The sequence below is a fragment of the Proteus sp. G2609 genome, assembly GCF_963896135.1.
GTDB lineage: Bacteria > Pseudomonadota > Gammaproteobacteria > Enterobacterales > Enterobacteriaceae > Proteus > Proteus mirabilis.
The window spans coordinates 187,721-203,125 of sequence record NZ_CAWQNB010000009.1 but is presented as its reverse complement, the minus strand read 5'-3'; the positions used below and the strand labels follow the sequence as shown (position 1 = coordinate 203,125).

Genomic DNA, 15,405 nt, shown 5'->3' with positions numbered 1-15,405 from the left:
CGTTTAGCCGAAGAAGAAGCTCAACGTCAAGCGCAACTTGAAGCAGAACAAGCACGCCAAGAAGCGCAAAGAGCAGAGGCAGAACGATTAGCTGCTGAACGTGCAGAGCAAGCGCGTTTAGCCGAAGAAGAAGCTCAACGTCAAGCGCAACTTGAAGCTGAACAAGCACGCCAAGAAGCGCAAAGAGCAGAAGCTGAAAAATTAGCTGCTGAACGTGCAGAGCAGGCACGTTTAGCCGAAGAAGAAGCCCAACGTCAAGCGCAACTTGAAGCTGAACAAGCACGCCAAGAAGCCGAAGCTGAAGAAAAAGCGCGTATTGCACAAGCACAAGCCGAAGCGGAAGATATTGTCGCGTTACGCGAAGAGGTATTAGTCGATAAACCCGTAGAGCAAGAGAGACCGAAAAAAGAAGGCTTTTTCTCTCGCTTGAAAAAGGGATTATTAAAAACACGACAAAATTTAGGCTCCGGTTTTATGGGGCTATTCCGCGGTAAGAAAATTGATGACGAGCTTTTCGAAGAGTTAGAAGAGCAGTTGTTAATTGCCGATGTGGGAATGGATACCACTAGCAAGATCATTAACAGTTTGACTCAGCATGCTAGTCGTAAAGATCTCAAAGATGCTGAATCTCTTTATGGTAAGTTGCGTGAAGAGATGGGCGATATTTTAAATAAAGTGGATAAGCCATTAAATATTGAAGGTAAAAAACCTTTTGTCATTTTAATGGTCGGAGTTAATGGGGTCGGTAAAACGACCACTATCGGTAAGTTAGCCCGCCAATACCAAGCTGAAGGTAAATCGGTGATGTTAGCTGCAGGAGATACCTTCCGTGCAGCGGCGGTTGAGCAACTACAAGTTTGGGGTGAGCGTAATCATATCCCTGTTATTGCTCAGCATACGGGGGCTGATCCAGCATCAGTTATTTTTGATGCTATTCAATCGGCGCAAGCAAAAGGTGTCGATGTTCTGATTGCGGATACCGCGGGACGATTGCAAAATAAATCTCATTTAATGGAAGAGCTGAAAAAAATCGTCCGTGTAATGAAAAAATTAGACGAGGAAGCACCACATGAAGTGATGCTGACACTCGATGCCAGTACAGGGCAAAATGCTGTTAGCCAAGCAAAATTGTTTAATGAAACGGTTGGGCTGACAGGATTAACCTTGACGAAACTGGATGGTACTGCAAAAGGGGGCGTTATCTTCTCTATCGCTGATCAGTTTGGTATTCCTATTCGCTATATCGGCGTCGGTGAAGGTATTGAAGATTTACGTCCGTTTAAGGCCGACGATTTTATTGAGGCTCTGTTTGCCCGCGAGGAGTAGTTGTAATGATCCGCTTCGAACACGTCAGCAAGGCTTATTTAGGTGGAAGACAAGCATTACAGGGGGTTGATTTTCATCTTCGCCCTGGTGAGATGGCTTTTTTAACCGGACATTCTGGTGCTGGTAAAAGTACATTGCTTAAATTAATTTGTGGCATAGAACGTCCAAGTGATGGCGCTATTTGGTTTGCTGGTCATGATATCAGTAGGCTAAAAAATAGTGAGATCCCTTTTCTACGTCGTCAAATAGGGATGATCTTCCAAGATCACCATTTGCTGATGGACAGAACGGTTTATGACAATGTCTCTCTACCTTTGATTATTGCAGGCGCAAGTGAAGAGGATATTCGACGCCGAGTTTCAGCCGCCTTGGATAAAGTCGGACTACTTGATAAAGCGAAAAATTACCCTATCCAGCTTTCAGGGGGGGAACAGCAACGGGTGGGAATAGCTCGTGCTGTTGTGAATAAACCCACGGTGTTATTGGCTGATGAGCCAACAGGGAATCTTGATGGTGAACTTTCAGAAGGCATTATGCGTCTGTTTGAAGAGTTTAATCGCGTGGGGGTTACCGTGTTAATGGCAACGCATGATATGACACTTGTAGAGCGCAGGAATTACCGTATTCTAACCTTAGGTCAAGGGCGTATGGTGGGAGGACAAAATGGCTAAAGGAAAACACTCCCGTAAGGCAATGCCAACACCAAAAGCGAAAACAAAAGCATTACGTGGTGGACGCCGTGAGCAGTGGCGTTATGCATGGCGTAATACCATGGCCGACTTTTTACGCCAACCCCTCTCTTCTTTCTTAACGGTGATGGTAGTAGCGATTTCATTAACACTACCTAGTATCTGTTACATTGTCTGGAAAAATGTATCAACAGCCGCAGAGCAGTGGTATCCCACTCCGCAACTGACGGTCTATCTTGATAAATCTCTAGATGACAGCTTAGCGCAGGCAACGATAAAAAATATCGAGGCATTAGATAAAGTCGAAGAGGTTAACTATCTTTCTCGTCAAGATTCATTAGTGGAGTTTCGCTCATGGTCTGGATTTAGTAGCGCATTAGATATGCTAGAAGAAAATCCATTACCCGCTGTCGCGATTGTGACTCCTGTTATGGATCCTAACGACGAGCAATTAATGGTTAATCTGCGTGATGCAGTGGCAAATATTGCCGGTGTTGACGAAGTGAGAATGGACGATAGCTGGTTTACTCGGTTATCTACTTTAACCTCATTAGTTGGACAAATCGCAATGGTGATCGGTAGCTTAATGATTGTGGCACTGCTATTGGTTATTGGTAATAGTGTTCGTCTTAATATTTTCAGTCGTCGTGATACCATTAATGTGATGAAATTAATTGGTGCTACTGATGGCTTTATCATGCGCCCCTTTTTAAATTGGGGTTTAGTACTCGGCTTTATCGGGGCTATTTTTGCGATTATTTTCTCTGCATTATTGGTATGGAAGTTATCTGATGTTGTTACGCAAGCGGCGACCGTATTTGGAACGACTTTCTCAATATCTGGATTAGGTTTTGATGAATCGGTTATTTTGATCCTCGTTTCGATGACCATTGGCTGGTTTGCTGCTTGGTTGACCACCATGCAACATTTACGTCAATTCACACCAGAATAGCCATATTAGTCCCTTTTTTCCTTTTTATTATGGCGGGTTGCATTATTATGGCAACCTTGCCATTTTATCAAACCCCTATCTTTGGCATAATAATGTTCTACACTTAACCTAGATGAATTGAGTACTATTTTTAATAGATGAATTTGCGGTTTGCTTGGTAAAGTACAAAGATATGTAAACATAGATGCGATATGAACCTTTAGTCTTTATGCTGGTCAATAATGTTGTAAAAACATAATATCTACCACCAACGATGACCTGTTAAGTACTATTAAAAGGTTCTTCCTGCTCACCATACAGTATTAATATTAATTATCTATTTGATTTTCATGAGGATTTGAATGACAAAAGAAATGCAATCCTTAGCATTGGTTCCGCAAGGCAGCATTGAAGCGTATATCCGTGCAGCCAATTCCTATCCGATGTTAACGGCAGAGGAAGAAAAGGAACTGGCTGAACGGCTGCATTACGAGGGCGATTTGGAAGCAGCGAAAACGCTGATCCTTTCTCATTTACGCTTCGTTATTCATGTTGCTCGCAGTTATTCAGGATATGGTTTACCTCAGGCGGATCTTATCCAAGAAGGTAATATTGGTTTGATGAAAGCGGTGCGTCGCTTTAACCCTGAAGTTGGGGTTAGACTGGTTTCTTTCGCCGTGCATTGGATCAAAGCCGAAATTCATGAATATGTGTTACGTAATTGGCGTATCGTGAAAGTCGCGACAACGAAATCACAGCGTAAACTGTTCTTTAATTTAAGAAAAAACAAAAAACGCTTAGGGTGGTTTAACCAAGATGAAGTCGAGCTAGTTGCGAAAGAGCTTGGGGTTTCTGAGAGCGATGTGCGTGAAATGGAATCTCGCATGTCGGCACAAGATATGGCATTTGACATGAGTGCTGATGATAGTGATGACTCACATCCTGTAGCTCCGGTGCTATTCTTAGAAGATAAATCTTCTGACTTTGCTGATGGTATTGAAGAAGATAACTGGGATAACCATGCAGCTGACCGACTGACTTTAGCGATAAAAACACTGGATGAACGTAGCCAAGACATTATCCGCGCTCGCTGGTTAGAAGATGATAATAAATCAACTTTACAGGAGCTTGCAGATAAATATGGTGTTTCTGCTGAGCGAGTTCGCCAGTTAGAAAAAAATGCGATGAAAAAATTGCGTTTAGCGATTGAAGATTAATCACATTTTAAAGCCAATCCAACCTCTCTGATTGTAGAGTATGATATAAAAGCGATATTGATATATCGCTTTTTTTATCGCGGAGAACATGACGTGAAAGAGATAAAAATAGTTATCGCCCCAGATCCTTTTAAAGAGAGCTTAAGTGCCAAAGAGGTGGCAGAGGCGATTAAACAAGGCTTTTCACGTTATTTACCTGATGCTGATTATTGTTGTATTCCTATGGCCGACGGCGGTGAAGGTACAGTAACGTCATTAGTTGATGCTACCCATGGTCGTTTTATCACAACGCCAGTTTGTGATCCATTAGGTAAACAGGTAACAGCCACTTGGGGAGTGTTAGGAGATAATACTACTGCCGTGATTGAAATGGCACAGGCATCAGGTCTTCATCTTATCCCTTCATCTCAACGTAATCCCAATTTAACGACGAGTTATGGTACCGGTGAGTTAATTTGTGCCGCACTAGATTTGGGGGTTAAAAAGATCATTTTAGGCTTAGGAGGAAGTGCCACAAATGACGGCGGTGCAGGTATGATGCAAGCGCTCGGTCTTGGTCTTAAAGATAAGTCTGGAACATCTTTGCCTTTTGGTGGACATGCATTAAGTCAACTTCATTCAATAGATATCAATCAACTACATCCAAAACTTGCCTCTGTTGATATAGAGATCGCCTGTGATGTAACTAATCCATTATGTGGCGAATTGGGGGCTTCAAAAGTCTTTGGCCCGCAAAAAGGGGCGACAGAACAAGATATTGCGCAACTGGATAGCGCACTACACCATTTTGGTACTTATCTTGAGAAAATGACACAACGCACTCTTATCAATATTGCAGGAAGTGGTGCAGCAGGAGGATTGGCTCTGCCTTTGCTGGCATTTACGCAAGCAACACTTTCACCAGGTATTGATTTGGTTGCTAACGCTGTTGAATTAGAAAAACAGTTAATCGATGCAGATTTGGTCATAACTGGCGAAGGGCGAATGGACAGCCAATCGGCGCAAGGTAAAACCCCGATAGGTGTTGCTAAATTAGCTAAAAAATACCATCGCCCAGTGATTGCGTTAGTTGGTGGTTATTTACCGGATTATGATGTGGTTCATCAGCAGGGTATTGATGCGGTTTTCTCTATCATGCCCGGTGTTGCTACTTTACAGCAAGCCTTTGATAATGCTGAGAAAAACTTACAGGAAACCGCTTATAATGTAGCGAGGCTTTATGCTTTATCATTGCAGAAATAATCATAAGTATCAGCCTGTAATGAAGTAGCAAAATGATGATGCGCTAAAAAAGCCTGTGCTACAGGATCGTTGATTTGCCCTTTTTTCAATAAAGCTTGCCAATGTGTAATGGTTGGACTTTTTTCAAGGCATTGTGTTAGTAAGTAATGCCCAACACCACGGCGACGAGTCACTTCTCTTACCATAAAATCACTGATAAGCGCTGTTTTTGCTCGGTATTTTATACGACAAGCCGCTAGCAATCGCCCGTTAAAACGGGCGACAAAAAGAGCATGCTCTGTGGTGATTGGTGCAGTGAGTGCCATTTGGTACTCACTATCTTGCCAAATTTTCCCTAAATCTATTTTATCTTGTGCTGAAAGCTGCGGCAGATTTTCAATGGTTAGTTTCATCAAATGTCCTGTTAGTCGATGGTTTGTCGTTGTTGTTTTAATGTGGAAAGTAGCGTTTTGATGGCAAAACACAATGCCAAACTTGTTAAGATCACACAAGAATAAAAGACATATTGATAATGATTATCGGTGACAAAATAGCTTGCGACCATAGGCCCAGCTGCCATACCACAGTAGCGGATAAAATTATAAATACCCATTGCCGTTGCTCTTACTGAACTAAAGTGGCTGGTTAATAAGGTCGTGTGTGTAGGCATAGTTAATCCTAAAGAGAGACCATATAACACCGTTAATATTAACATTATTGGTAATGAGATTTGCCAAAATAGGGCAAATAACGACAACATGGCAAGGTTTATACATGAAGTTATGATCACACCATATTCAGCGCTAAACAAATGACAAACCTTACGGTAAAGGTAACTGCCTAACACCAGGGCAATGGACATAGGAACATAAAGCCCACCAATTTCACTGCTATTTAAGTGATAAAGGTGAAAAGCAATTAAAGGTAAAAATACTAATAGGCAGAAGTAGTTATAAAACACCATAAAACTTATCACAAAAACAGATTTACCCTCTGGGGCGGCGAGCACTTGTCGCATAGCAGATAAGCTTTTAACGGACTGTTTTTGTTCTGGGCGAGTTTCAGGTAAATAAAACAGATGGGCAATCAGCAAAACAAGTCCCACCATACTTAAGAAAACAAAAATACTCTGGTAGTGATAATGTTGTGCTAAATAGCCGCCTAATAAAGGACCACTCGCTGGTGCTAATGCTAGCAACATTTGGTAACTTCCCATTGCTTTAGCACGCTCATTCCCTTGATAGAGATCGCCTAAAATAGTTGCTGCGACAACAGGGATGGCAGCGATACCTATGGCTTGGATCACTCGTCCAAAAATTAATAGGTTAATAGAATTAGCCCATATACAAATAAGTGCGCCGATAATTGAAATCGTTAACCCACTGAGCAAAATAGGTTTTCTGCCCCATTTGTCAATCAATGAACCATAACATAACTGCATAACAGCCATAGCAAAAGTGAAAGCTGATACCGTAAGGTTAACCAGTGATAATGTGGTATTAAATTGCTGCTGGATCAATGGCAGCACAGGAGTATAAATATTTTGTGCTAGAGAGCCTAATAAAGCGCTAAAGCAAACAAGGTAAAACAGACTACGGATTGATAATTTCATTATATTGCCTCTTAGTTTGTTTCCATGGAAACAAAATAGATAATAGCGATATTTTGATTGTTGTAAATAGTTTTGGTATTATTTTTTTAAAATATTTTTTCCAAGGAAACAAAATGACAAAACAGCAAGTAACCACACAGGAATTGCTTAATGGTTTAAGTGAATTGTTGCACTTAAAAGAAGCGAATAATGATGAAAGCCATAAGAAAGTATTAGCAGAGAAGGGGTTAGAAAATTATTCACTCACAGAGCTTCATGTGATCCATTGTATTGGTGAAGAGAGTATGCGCAACCTCACAACGATCAGTGATTATATGGCAATGACACGTGGGGCAGTCTCAAAAATTTGTCGTCGCTTACAGAGTAAAGGCGCTATTGAGAAAATAAAATTAGCGGATAACCAAAAAGAGATATTTTTTATTTTAACTACTGAAGGGGAAAAGCTGTTTCACACTCATGAATTGTTACATCAACAATCTCAGGCAAAATGGATAACCTTATTTGAACAGTATGATCAAAATGAAAGGCTGGCAATTAAACGCTTTTTAGCTGATGTTGCAAATCGTTTTCGCCACAAGGAAAAAGCATAAAGAAAACCCCCATATGGTTAAATATAGGGGCGATAAAGTTTATTTTTTATCTTCGGCAATGCGGTTACGAATATTGTCAGCACGCTCTTTTGATGGTGGGTGAGAATCAAACATGCTTGAATCACTACCACCTAATTTAGCTAATTTTTCAAAGCCAGTCACTAAGCCTGAAGTATTGATACCGCGTTTTTTCAGCAGATCGTAAGAGAAGTTATCAGCTTGTGTTTCTTGGTGTTGAGAGAACTGGGCATTAACCAGTTTTTCACCCATTTCTGCTAACTGGGAACTACTTAATTGTGCTGCTACTCCCCCCGCTGAAGAGGCTGCAGTACGAGCCGCAACGGTGGCATGTGCTACTTGGATTGCTTTACGTGTATGGCCTAATGCCACGTGTCCCATTTCATGACCCAATACACCTTCCACTTCGTTGTCAGTCATGATGTCCATTAAACCGCTATAAACACGCACACAGCCGTTTGCCATCGCCCATGCATTGACATCTTTAGTGAGATAAACTTTATAGTTTACTGGAGTGCCATTAACTTCATTACCTAACGCTTTCGCGATATTATTTAAGCGTTTAGTGTAGTTACTATTTGCAGGTGCAATTTTGTTTTTAGCATCCATTTCTTTACATGCATCATTAGTTAGCGCTTTGACATCGTCATCACTTAATGTTGCCGCTTGGAAAAGTTGTGTACCTGATTGTGCTAACATAGAAGTATCAAGATTTTTACAGCCAGAGAGTAATGCCGCGGATACCATCACTGTCGCAAGTAGTTTTATTTTCATTATCAATTAAGTCCTTTTCTGCTTAGCAGTTTAATATTATTAGTTGCACATTAAATGCGAGCAAAAGAATAGCAGTGCTTATCTAGTGGTGCAATATGCGGATATTCCAATTATATTATTCTACTGTTATAAAAAATTATTTTTATTATTTTAAACGCGTATTTTTCTATTTTTTAAACTTATTATATAAAATATTAAAATCCTTAATAAATGTACTTTTATTAATGTAAGTAATCATTGTTTTTAAAATGGATTTAAAGGTATTTTTTGTAAAATTTTTATTAAATTTTAATATGTTGTAAATTTTTTATCATCTCTCTTTTAGCAAAGATTAATCGCAATGGATAGCATCAAAATAATCTACTTTATACATTTTAAGTGTTAAGTATATTGATGTTATGTGTGTTTTCTCATCAATGAAAAAATAATAGCAATGCTAAAAACATTGCTATTAAGATTAAACTGAAAATGAATCACAGTGAGAATAAATTAAGAGACTAATCGTTCACTTAACAACATGGTAGGACGTTCAATCCGTTTTTGGGTTTGTCGATCAAAAAAATGTAGATTTTCTGGATAAATAGCAACACCTATTCTATTACCCACATTAACACCATGATCGTTTGTGGCTCGAATAACAATAGATTGTTGGTCACAAGTGGTGGCGTAAATTAAAACATCAGCCCCTAAAGCTTCAATAAAATCGACATTAGCATGAAACAGTGGATTTTGTTGATTTATGAGCAAATGTTCAGGACGTAATCCTAGTTGGATCTCACCATTAGGTAATGAGTGGGCAGAAATAGCAAGATGACCATCCGCAATTTCAATAATACCGCGATTGATATGAGTGGTTAAAATATTCATCGCCGGTGATCCCATAAATGTTGCCACAAATACAGAAGCTGGGCTTTCATAAATCTCTAAGGGGGAGCCAACTTGTTCTATATGACCTTGGTTTAGTACTACTAATTTATCCGCCAAGGTCATGGCTTCCACTTGATCATGAGTGACATAAACAGAAGTAGTGGCTAATTTTTGCTGAAGCTTTTTGATTTCAAGACGCATTTGTACGCGTAGTTTGGCATCAAGGTTAGAGAGCGGTTCATCAAATAAGAAGACTTTGGGATCACGGACAATCGCTCTGCCCATGGCAACGCGTTGGCGTTGTCCACCAGAAAGCTCTTTAGGTTTTCTATCCAGTAAATGGCTTATTTCTAGCATATGAGCAGCGCGATCGACTCGGGCTATGATTTCAGCTTTGGGGACTTTTCGATTACGCAAACCATACGCCATATTGTCATAGACAGACATATGAGGGTAGAGGGCATAATTTTGAAAAACCATCGCAATATCTCGCTCACTAGGCTCATGTTCATTTACGCGTCGATTATCAATCAGTAAATCGCCATCTGTGATGGTTTCTAATCCCGCTATCATGCGCAGTAGTGTTGATTTTCCACAACCACTAGGCCCTACTAAAACCACCATTTCGCCTTGCTCAATAGAGAGATTGAGCGTGGAAATTGCTTGATAACCATTAGGATAACGTTTTTCTAAATTAGTCAGTGTTACGGTAGTCATATTATTTCTCCGTATCAACAAAGCCTTTAACAAAGGCTCTTTGCATCAAAATGACGATAAAGACAGGTGGCAACATTGCAATTAAAGTGGTTGCCATAATTTTGTTCCACTCAATCACGCCATCAGATACGGCCACCATCTGTTTGATGCCCATGACAATGGTGTAGTACTGAGTATCTGTGGTGATAAGCATTGGCCAAAGATATTGATTCCAGCCATAGATAAAGGTGATAACAAAAAGTGCGGCAATATTGGTACGGGATAAAGGCAATAAAATAGTAAAGAAAAATTTTATTGGCCCTGCACCATCAATTTTGGCCGCTTCAATCAGCTCTGGGGTGATAGTAAGAAAAAATTGGCGAAACAAAAATGTAGCCGTTGCACTCGCAATCAGTGGAATGGTCAGTCCTGCATAGGAGTTCAACATATTAAGATTTGTCACTACCTCAAAGGTCGGCATGATCCGCACTTCGACGGGGAGCATCAAGGTAAAGAAGATTGTCCAAAAAGCCAGCATTCTGCCAGGAAAACGAAAGAACACCACGGCGTAAGCGGAGGCAATAGAGATAACCAATTTACCAATAGTGATCACTAATGCCATAACCAAAGAATTCAATAGCATACCATTAATGGTAATTGCACTATTTTGAGTCGTTCCCGCTGATGAAAAGAGCGTTTTAAAAACCTCGATACCCTCCTGACCAAACCAAAGAGGCGAGCCTGTGGCAAATTCGGTATTTTGGTGGGTAGTCGCAACAACAGCGATCCATACCGGAAATGCTACAGAAAGAATGCCAACAATCAGAATAAGATGGCAAAAAGCGTGGAAGAGAGGTCTACGTTCAACCATTAGTAAGCCACCTTTTTCTCAACATAACGAAATTGAATAATGGTCAATATGGCAACAATCAACATTAAAATAACCGATTGTGCCGCTGATGAGCCTAAATCTAATCCAACAAATCCATCGTTATACACTTTATAAACTAATGTTGAGGTGCTATTACCGGGGCCACCTTGGGTCATGGCATGAATGATGGGAAAGGTGTCAAAAAAGGCGTAGGCAAAATTCACCACCAATAAGAAAAAAGTTGTCGGCGAAATTAATGGAAAACTAATGGTAATAAAACGTTTAATTGGACCACTGCCATCAATGGCTGCTGCTTCTAGCAACGATTTAGGCACAGATTGTAACGCGGCAAGAAAAAACAGAAAGTTATAGCTTATCTGTTTCCATGTGGCGGTTAAAATCACCATCCACATTGCATGAGATGTATTTAAGACCGGATCCCAATTGATACCGATTTTGTTTAATACTCGGCTTAATACACCAATGGTAGGATCGAGCATAAACAACCAGAGAAAACCAGCGATAACAGGAGCAATAGCATAAGGAGCGATAAGTATTGTGCGGTAAAACAATTTACCCCGTAATATTTGCTCAGCAATACCCGCTAAAATAACCGCAGATAACATTGAAAGTAATACAACACTGGTACTAAAAATAAGCGTGGTGATTAAGCTGTCAAAATAATAATTATCATTAAATAAGCGCTGAAAATTTTCTAAACCAACAAATTCACTACTAAGGCCAAAAGCATCTTCTAACTGAAAAGATTGCAACAATGCTTGTCCAGCTGGCCAAATAAAGAAAATTAAAGTAATGGCTAATTGAGGGAAGATCAGCGCGATAGGTAACCATTTTTGTTTAAAGTAAACGGATTGGGAAGCCATACTGTATCCAGAGATCTGACAAAATAACAGGCGAACACTTATTGATGTTCGCCGAATACCAAATACCTTACTGAGTGCGTTCAAATCGGCGTAGTTGTTCATTTCCCCGTTTAACCGCATTATCCAAGGCGGCTTGTGCGCTCTGTTTGCCTGACCACACTTTTTCTAATTCTTCATCGACGATTTCTCGCGTTTGTAAAAAGTTACCAAAGCGTAAGCCTTTTGAGTTTGCTGTAGAGTCAGAGGTGGTCATTTGTAAAATAGCCGTATCAGCACCAGGATTTTGCTGATAGAACCCCTGTTGTTGTGTTAATGCATAAGCGGCCTTCGTCACAGGTAAATAACCGGTTGCTTGATGCCAATCTGCTTGTACTTCAGGACTAGAAAGATAGGTAAAGAATTTAGCGACACCGTTATATTCAGCATCAGGGCGACCTGCCATTACCCATAATGAGGCACCTCCAATAATGCTATTAGCAGGTTTAGCAACTAAAGTATCGTCATAAGGCAATTGGCTAACACCAATATCAACGCCTTTCATATTCTCTTTAATACCCGCAAAGCCTGCAGATGACTCCATCACCATGGCGCATTCTTGAGTATAAAATAGTGGCATAGCATCAGATTGACGGCCACCATATTTAAAAATACCGGATTTAGACCAATCCGCCATGCGTTGGATATGAGCAACAAACGGTGCCTGATTAAATAAAAATGAGGTATCAGTTCCATCAAAGCCGTTATTTTTGGTGGCGATAGGTAAGTTATTACGAGCGCCAAAATTCTCTATTTGGGTCCATGATTGCCAAGTGGTGGTAAAACCACATTTCACGCCAGCATCAAGTAGTTTCTGAGAGACAGCCCCCATCTCTTTCCATGTTTTAGGAGGTTGCTCTATGCCTGCTTGTTTAAATAGTGCTTTGTTGTAATAAAGCACAGGCGTTGAGCTATTAAAAGGTAGAGATATCATCTTACCATCGCTGGTGGTGTAATAAGCGGTAACTGTCGAGAGGTAGCTATTAGGATCAAATGGCTCGTTGGTTTTTTCCATTAATTGGTAAACAGGAAAAACGGCTTTTTTAGCTCCCATCATACTTGCTGTTCCCACCTCAAACACTTGAACAATTGCAGGTTGGTTTTTGGCTCGAAATGCAGCAACAGCGCTGGTCATCGTTTCTGGATAAGTCCCTTTATAGACAGGTTTGATCACATATTCTGATTGGCTGGCATTAAAGTCTGAGGCAATTTGATTGACTTTTTGACCTAAGGCGCCCCCCATAGCATGCCACCACTCTATTTCGGTTTTTGCGTAGGTTGGTGAAGTAAATAATGCTATTGCTATGGCAAGCGTACTGAAGGATTTAATCGACATGCAAAATTTCCTTTTTATTTAAATACGAAAGGCGCAATCTAATTTAAGAAATACCCTAAGCGTTCTTTATGACAAATGGGTGACAATTAAATGAAGATATGTTGATGGTGTGACTGTCAAATTGCTGTCATAAATGGTTGTCATGATGGCGATATCAACGAATAAGGAGAGAAAGATGAAAATAGCCGCTCATAGAGGATTTTCTGGAAAGGCACCTGAAAACACATTAGCCGCATTTAAAATGGCGATTGATTTTGGGTGTGAATGGATTGAAACCGATGTGCAATTAACGGCAGATCATGTACCTGTACTGATCCATGACAAGACGGTTAATCGTTGCACGAATGGACAAGGTGCGGTGCGCTTTCATAGTTTGGATGATTTACACCGCCTTGATGCAGGCAGTTGGTTTAGTTCACTTTATCAAGGGGAAAAAATTCCCACACTAAGACAAGGTTTGCAGTTGATAAAGCGCTCAGGCACTAAGCTCAATATCGAACTTAAAACATGGCCTGATGATGATGTAGAGCGCTTATGTTTAGCGGTATCTGAAATGATAAAAAGCGCAGATATCCCTAACGAACAAATCCTGTTTTCCTCTTTCGATACTCACGCATTAATGGTGATGAAACGTTATCTGCCCGCCATTCGTCGAGGACAGCTATGGGATGATATTCCTGATAATGCACTAGAAACTTTACAAGCTATAGAGGGGTTTAGCGTGCATTGTAATTATCAATATTTAACGCAGCAACAAGCGGCTATGTTGAAACAAGCAGGCTATGAAATTTATTGCTATACCCCCAATGACCCTAAAGAAGTGAAAGATTTTGAAGCATGGGGAGTCGATATGTTAATCACTGATGTCCCAGATATTTATCGACAGAATTAATGTGCTTTTTATAAGGTATCTGAGTGAATGACACAGATGCCTTATAATGCTTATTTTTATCACTAATCTGTCAATATATGGCTAGTAGGATAGGCCTTATTATAATGACGAGGATTTAACCGTGCAAATAATCCCATAGTTAATATCACTAAGACAGCATGAAAAGCCCAAGCATAGGTAAAACTACCATCATCTTGTTGTAGCCATACTGCGATCAGCGGCCCAAAAGAGGCAATAATAAATCCGCCACCTTGCATCAAGGCTGATAGTGCTCCGGCGTGTAATGGATGAGGAACATGATCTAATGCGGCAATCATCATCATTGAGAAACAACCACCCAACCCACAGCCTAAAAAGATACTCCATAGATAAGGGGCACTCATTGGCATTGTCATCAGCGCTAAAAATCCAATAAGTTGGCTTGTCAGTGTTAAAAGTAGCCAAAAACGGCGATCATGATTTTTGGCAGCAAGAAATGGAATAATTAATGCTGCTGATGCTTGAAAAAGTGACAAAATAGCAACTAATGAGCCACTTTGTGCACTTGGCATACCTAATGATTGATAGAAGGGAGCTAACCATGCCACCATCGAAGCGTAACCGGCATTAACAAAGCCAAATCCAACAATTAATAAGGCTGTTCTTGGTCGCCAAATCAATGTATTAAGTGGCAGTTTATTGGTTTCGGAAATATTCTTTTTAATTGATAGCGTAATAGCAACTAATGCGACGCTTGCGGGTAACGCAAACCAAGCGAGAGCTTGTTGCCAATTGCCATCAGGTGCCGTAAGAACAGGGGATAACTGAGCACCTAATGCACCTCCTCCCATTAGCATAGCTGAGTAGAGACCCATCATAATGGGGGTTTTCTGTCCAAACCACGCTTTGATGATGCCAGGGAAAACCGCTTGGATATAAGCGACACTTAAACCACAAAATAGAGCAGTAATAAGTAACTGATCACCATCAGAAACATAGGCACGAGAAAACGATGCTAATAATAAGATAAGCATCGCAACTTGTAGCCCTCTACGAGCTTGAATATAAGATTGTAAAAAGGGCACAACCAAAGCACCGACTCCCATTAAAATCATGGGTAATAACGTGAGTAATGAGACTTGGCTATAGCTCATGCCTGTTGAAGCAATAATATTGTCAATAACAGGGCCAGGCCCGGTTAAAAAAGGGCGTAAATTTATTCCTACTAAAATGATAGTAAGGACAATCTGCCACATATTTTTTCGTGGTAAGGCTGTCATAGTAATTCCCTGATAAACATCAAATTTGTCTATTGTATAGACAAAGTTTGTCTAAAAAAATGCTAATAGTAAAGATAAAGTATCATTGTTTTCAGTTAAGGTTAGCATTATTGACAGAATATAGAACTCTAATCTGAAGATGATATTTTCCCGAATTTGATCTATCAGTTATTTCCTAAGTAAATT

At 40.2% G+C, this 15,405-nt stretch carries 15 protein-coding genes; 7 read left to right on the top strand and 8 right to left on the bottom strand.

From position 1 onward, the window contains the following. The 5 genes from ftsY to AACV01_RS04160 form a co-directional block, all read left to right on the top strand. On the top strand, positions 1-1,326 hold a 1,326-nt coding region (gene ftsY / locus AACV01_RS04180), incomplete at its 5' end, for a signal recognition particle-docking protein FtsY (protein WP_161682476.1). A 5-nt stretch (positions 1,327-1,331) separates the two neighbouring features. Beyond that, the gene (gene ftsE, locus AACV01_RS04175; protein WP_004245385.1) at positions 1,332-1,997 is read left to right on the top strand and encodes a cell division ATP-binding protein FtsE; all 666 of its coding nucleotides are present in this window, start codon (positions 1,332-1,334) and stop codon (positions 1,995-1,997) included. After that, positions 1,990-2,967, top strand: a complete 978-nt coding sequence (ftsX, locus tag AACV01_RS04170; RefSeq protein ID WP_004248880.1) for a permease-like cell division protein FtsX — start codon at positions 1,990-1,992, stop codon at positions 2,965-2,967. The genes ftsE and ftsX overlap by 8 nt, the downstream gene beginning before the upstream one ends. A gap of 341 nt (positions 2,968-3,308) precedes the next feature. After that, positions 3,309-4,163 (top strand): RNA polymerase sigma factor RpoH, encoded by an 855-nt coding sequence (rpoH, locus tag AACV01_RS04165; RefSeq protein ID WP_004245383.1) that lies wholly within the window; start codon positions 3,309-3,311, stop codon positions 4,161-4,163. Between the two features lie 93 nt (positions 4,164-4,256). Then, on the top strand, positions 4,257-5,405 hold the full coding sequence (locus tag AACV01_RS04160; protein ID WP_060555042.1) for a glycerate kinase: 1,149 nt from the start codon (positions 4,257-4,259) through the stop codon (positions 5,403-5,405). Here the strand turns inward: AACV01_RS04160 and panM are convergent. Together panM and AACV01_RS04150 are read right to left on the bottom strand one after the other, a co-directional pair. Further along, positions 5,381-5,797, bottom strand: a complete 417-nt coding sequence (gene panM / locus AACV01_RS04155; RefSeq protein ID WP_046335252.1) for an aspartate 1-decarboxylase autocleavage activator PanM — start codon at positions 5,795-5,797, stop codon at positions 5,381-5,383. The genes AACV01_RS04160 and panM overlap by 25 nt on opposite strands. A gap of 11 nt (positions 5,798-5,808) precedes the next feature. Beyond that, the gene (locus tag AACV01_RS04150; RefSeq protein WP_020945132.1) at positions 5,809-6,996 is read right to left on the bottom strand and encodes an MFS transporter; all 1,188 of its coding nucleotides are present in this window, start codon (positions 6,994-6,996) and stop codon (positions 5,809-5,811) included. Between the two features lie 113 nt (positions 6,997-7,109). Here AACV01_RS04150 and AACV01_RS04145 point away from each other — a divergent pair, with 113 nt between their 5' ends. Further along, on the top strand, positions 7,110-7,586 hold the full coding sequence (locus AACV01_RS04145; RefSeq protein WP_041700905.1) for a MarR family transcriptional regulator: 477 nt from the start codon (positions 7,110-7,112) through the stop codon (positions 7,584-7,586). Between the two features lie 39 nt (positions 7,587-7,625). Here the strand turns inward: AACV01_RS04145 and AACV01_RS04140 are convergent, their stop codons facing one another. From AACV01_RS04140 to ugpB, 5 genes are all read right to left on the bottom strand, one after another. Beyond that, entirely contained in the window at positions 7,626-8,378 is a 753-nt protein-coding gene (locus AACV01_RS04140; RefSeq protein WP_036969674.1) for a M48 family metallopeptidase, read from the bottom strand. Between the two features lie 489 nt (positions 8,379-8,867). Continuing rightward, positions 8,868-9,962 (bottom strand): sn-glycerol-3-phosphate ABC transporter ATP-binding protein UgpC, encoded by a 1,095-nt coding sequence (ugpC, locus tag AACV01_RS04135; protein WP_020945134.1) that lies wholly within the window; start codon positions 9,960-9,962, stop codon positions 8,868-8,870. 1 nt (position 9,963) lies between these two features. Then, positions 9,964-10,812: a sn-glycerol-3-phosphate ABC transporter permease UgpE gene (gene ugpE, locus AACV01_RS04130; protein ID WP_012368825.1), complete on the bottom strand. Its 849-nt coding sequence runs from the start codon at positions 10,810-10,812 to the stop codon at positions 9,964-9,966. Continuing rightward, a complete protein-coding gene (ugpA, locus tag AACV01_RS04125; protein WP_161682474.1) occupies positions 10,812-11,696 on the bottom strand; it encodes a sn-glycerol-3-phosphate ABC transporter permease UgpA in 885 nt (294 codons plus the stop codon). Before ugpA ends, ugpE begins: the two co-directional genes overlap by 1 nt. A 67-nt stretch (positions 11,697-11,763) precedes the next feature. Continuing rightward, on the bottom strand, positions 11,764-13,068 hold the full coding sequence (ugpB, locus tag AACV01_RS04120) for a sn-glycerol-3-phosphate ABC transporter substrate-binding protein UgpB (protein ID WP_041700908.1): 1,305 nt from the start codon (positions 13,066-13,068) through the stop codon (positions 11,764-11,766). 175 nt (positions 13,069-13,243) lie between these two features. Between ugpB and AACV01_RS04115 the strand changes: the two genes are divergently transcribed. Next, entirely contained in the window at positions 13,244-13,960 is a 717-nt protein-coding gene (locus AACV01_RS04115; RefSeq protein ID WP_041700910.1) for a glycerophosphoryl diester phosphodiesterase, read from the top strand. Between the two features lie 62 nt (positions 13,961-14,022). On the opposite strand, the gene AACV01_RS04110 is transcribed toward AACV01_RS04115, so the two are convergent. Continuing rightward, a complete protein-coding gene (locus AACV01_RS04110) occupies positions 14,023-15,219 on the bottom strand; it encodes a cyanate transporter (RefSeq protein ID WP_046335254.1) in 1,197 nt (398 codons plus the stop codon). Positions 15,220-15,405: the final 186 nt, after the last annotated feature.

Excerpts from the sequence above, each read along its gene's own strand:
- AACV01_RS04110 (WP_046335254.1), bottom strand. The coding sequence starts at position 15,219 with ATGACAGCCTTACCACGAAAAAATATGTGGCAGATTGTCCTTACTATC.
- AACV01_RS04140 (WP_036969674.1), bottom strand. The coding sequence starts at position 8,378 with ATGAAAATAAAACTACTTGCGACAGTGATGGTATCCGCGGCATTACTC.
- AACV01_RS04150 (WP_020945132.1), bottom strand. The coding sequence starts at position 6,996 with ATGAAATTATCAATCCGTAGTCTGTTTTACCTTGTTTGCTTTAGCGCT.
- AACV01_RS04115 (WP_041700910.1), top strand. The coding sequence starts at position 13,244 with ATGAAAATAGCCGCTCATAGAGGATTTTCTGGAAAGGCACCTGAAAAC.
- ugpA (WP_161682474.1), bottom strand. The coding sequence starts at position 11,696 with ATGGCTTCCCAATCCGTTTACTTTAAACAAAAATGGTTACCTATCGCG.
- ugpC (WP_020945134.1), bottom strand. The coding sequence starts at position 9,962 with ATGACTACCGTAACACTGACTAATTTAGAAAAACGTTATCCTAATGGT.
- ugpB (WP_041700908.1), bottom strand. The coding sequence starts at position 13,068 with ATGTCGATTAAATCCTTCAGTACGCTTGCCATAGCAATAGCATTATTT.
- ftsX (WP_004248880.1), top strand. The coding sequence starts at position 1,990 with ATGGCTAAAGGAAAACACTCCCGTAAGGCAATGCCAACACCAAAAGCG.
- panM (WP_046335252.1), bottom strand. The coding sequence starts at position 5,797 with ATGAAACTAACCATTGAAAATCTGCCGCAGCTTTCAGCACAAGATAAA.
- AACV01_RS04145 (WP_041700905.1), top strand. The coding sequence starts at position 7,110 with ATGACAAAACAGCAAGTAACCACACAGGAATTGCTTAATGGTTTAAGT.
- ugpE (WP_012368825.1), bottom strand. The coding sequence starts at position 10,812 with ATGGTTGAACGTAGACCTCTCTTCCACGCTTTTTGCCATCTTATTCTG.
- ftsE (WP_004245385.1), top strand. The coding sequence starts at position 1,332 with ATGATCCGCTTCGAACACGTCAGCAAGGCTTATTTAGGTGGAAGACAA.
- rpoH (WP_004245383.1), top strand. The coding sequence starts at position 3,309 with ATGACAAAAGAAATGCAATCCTTAGCATTGGTTCCGCAAGGCAGCATT.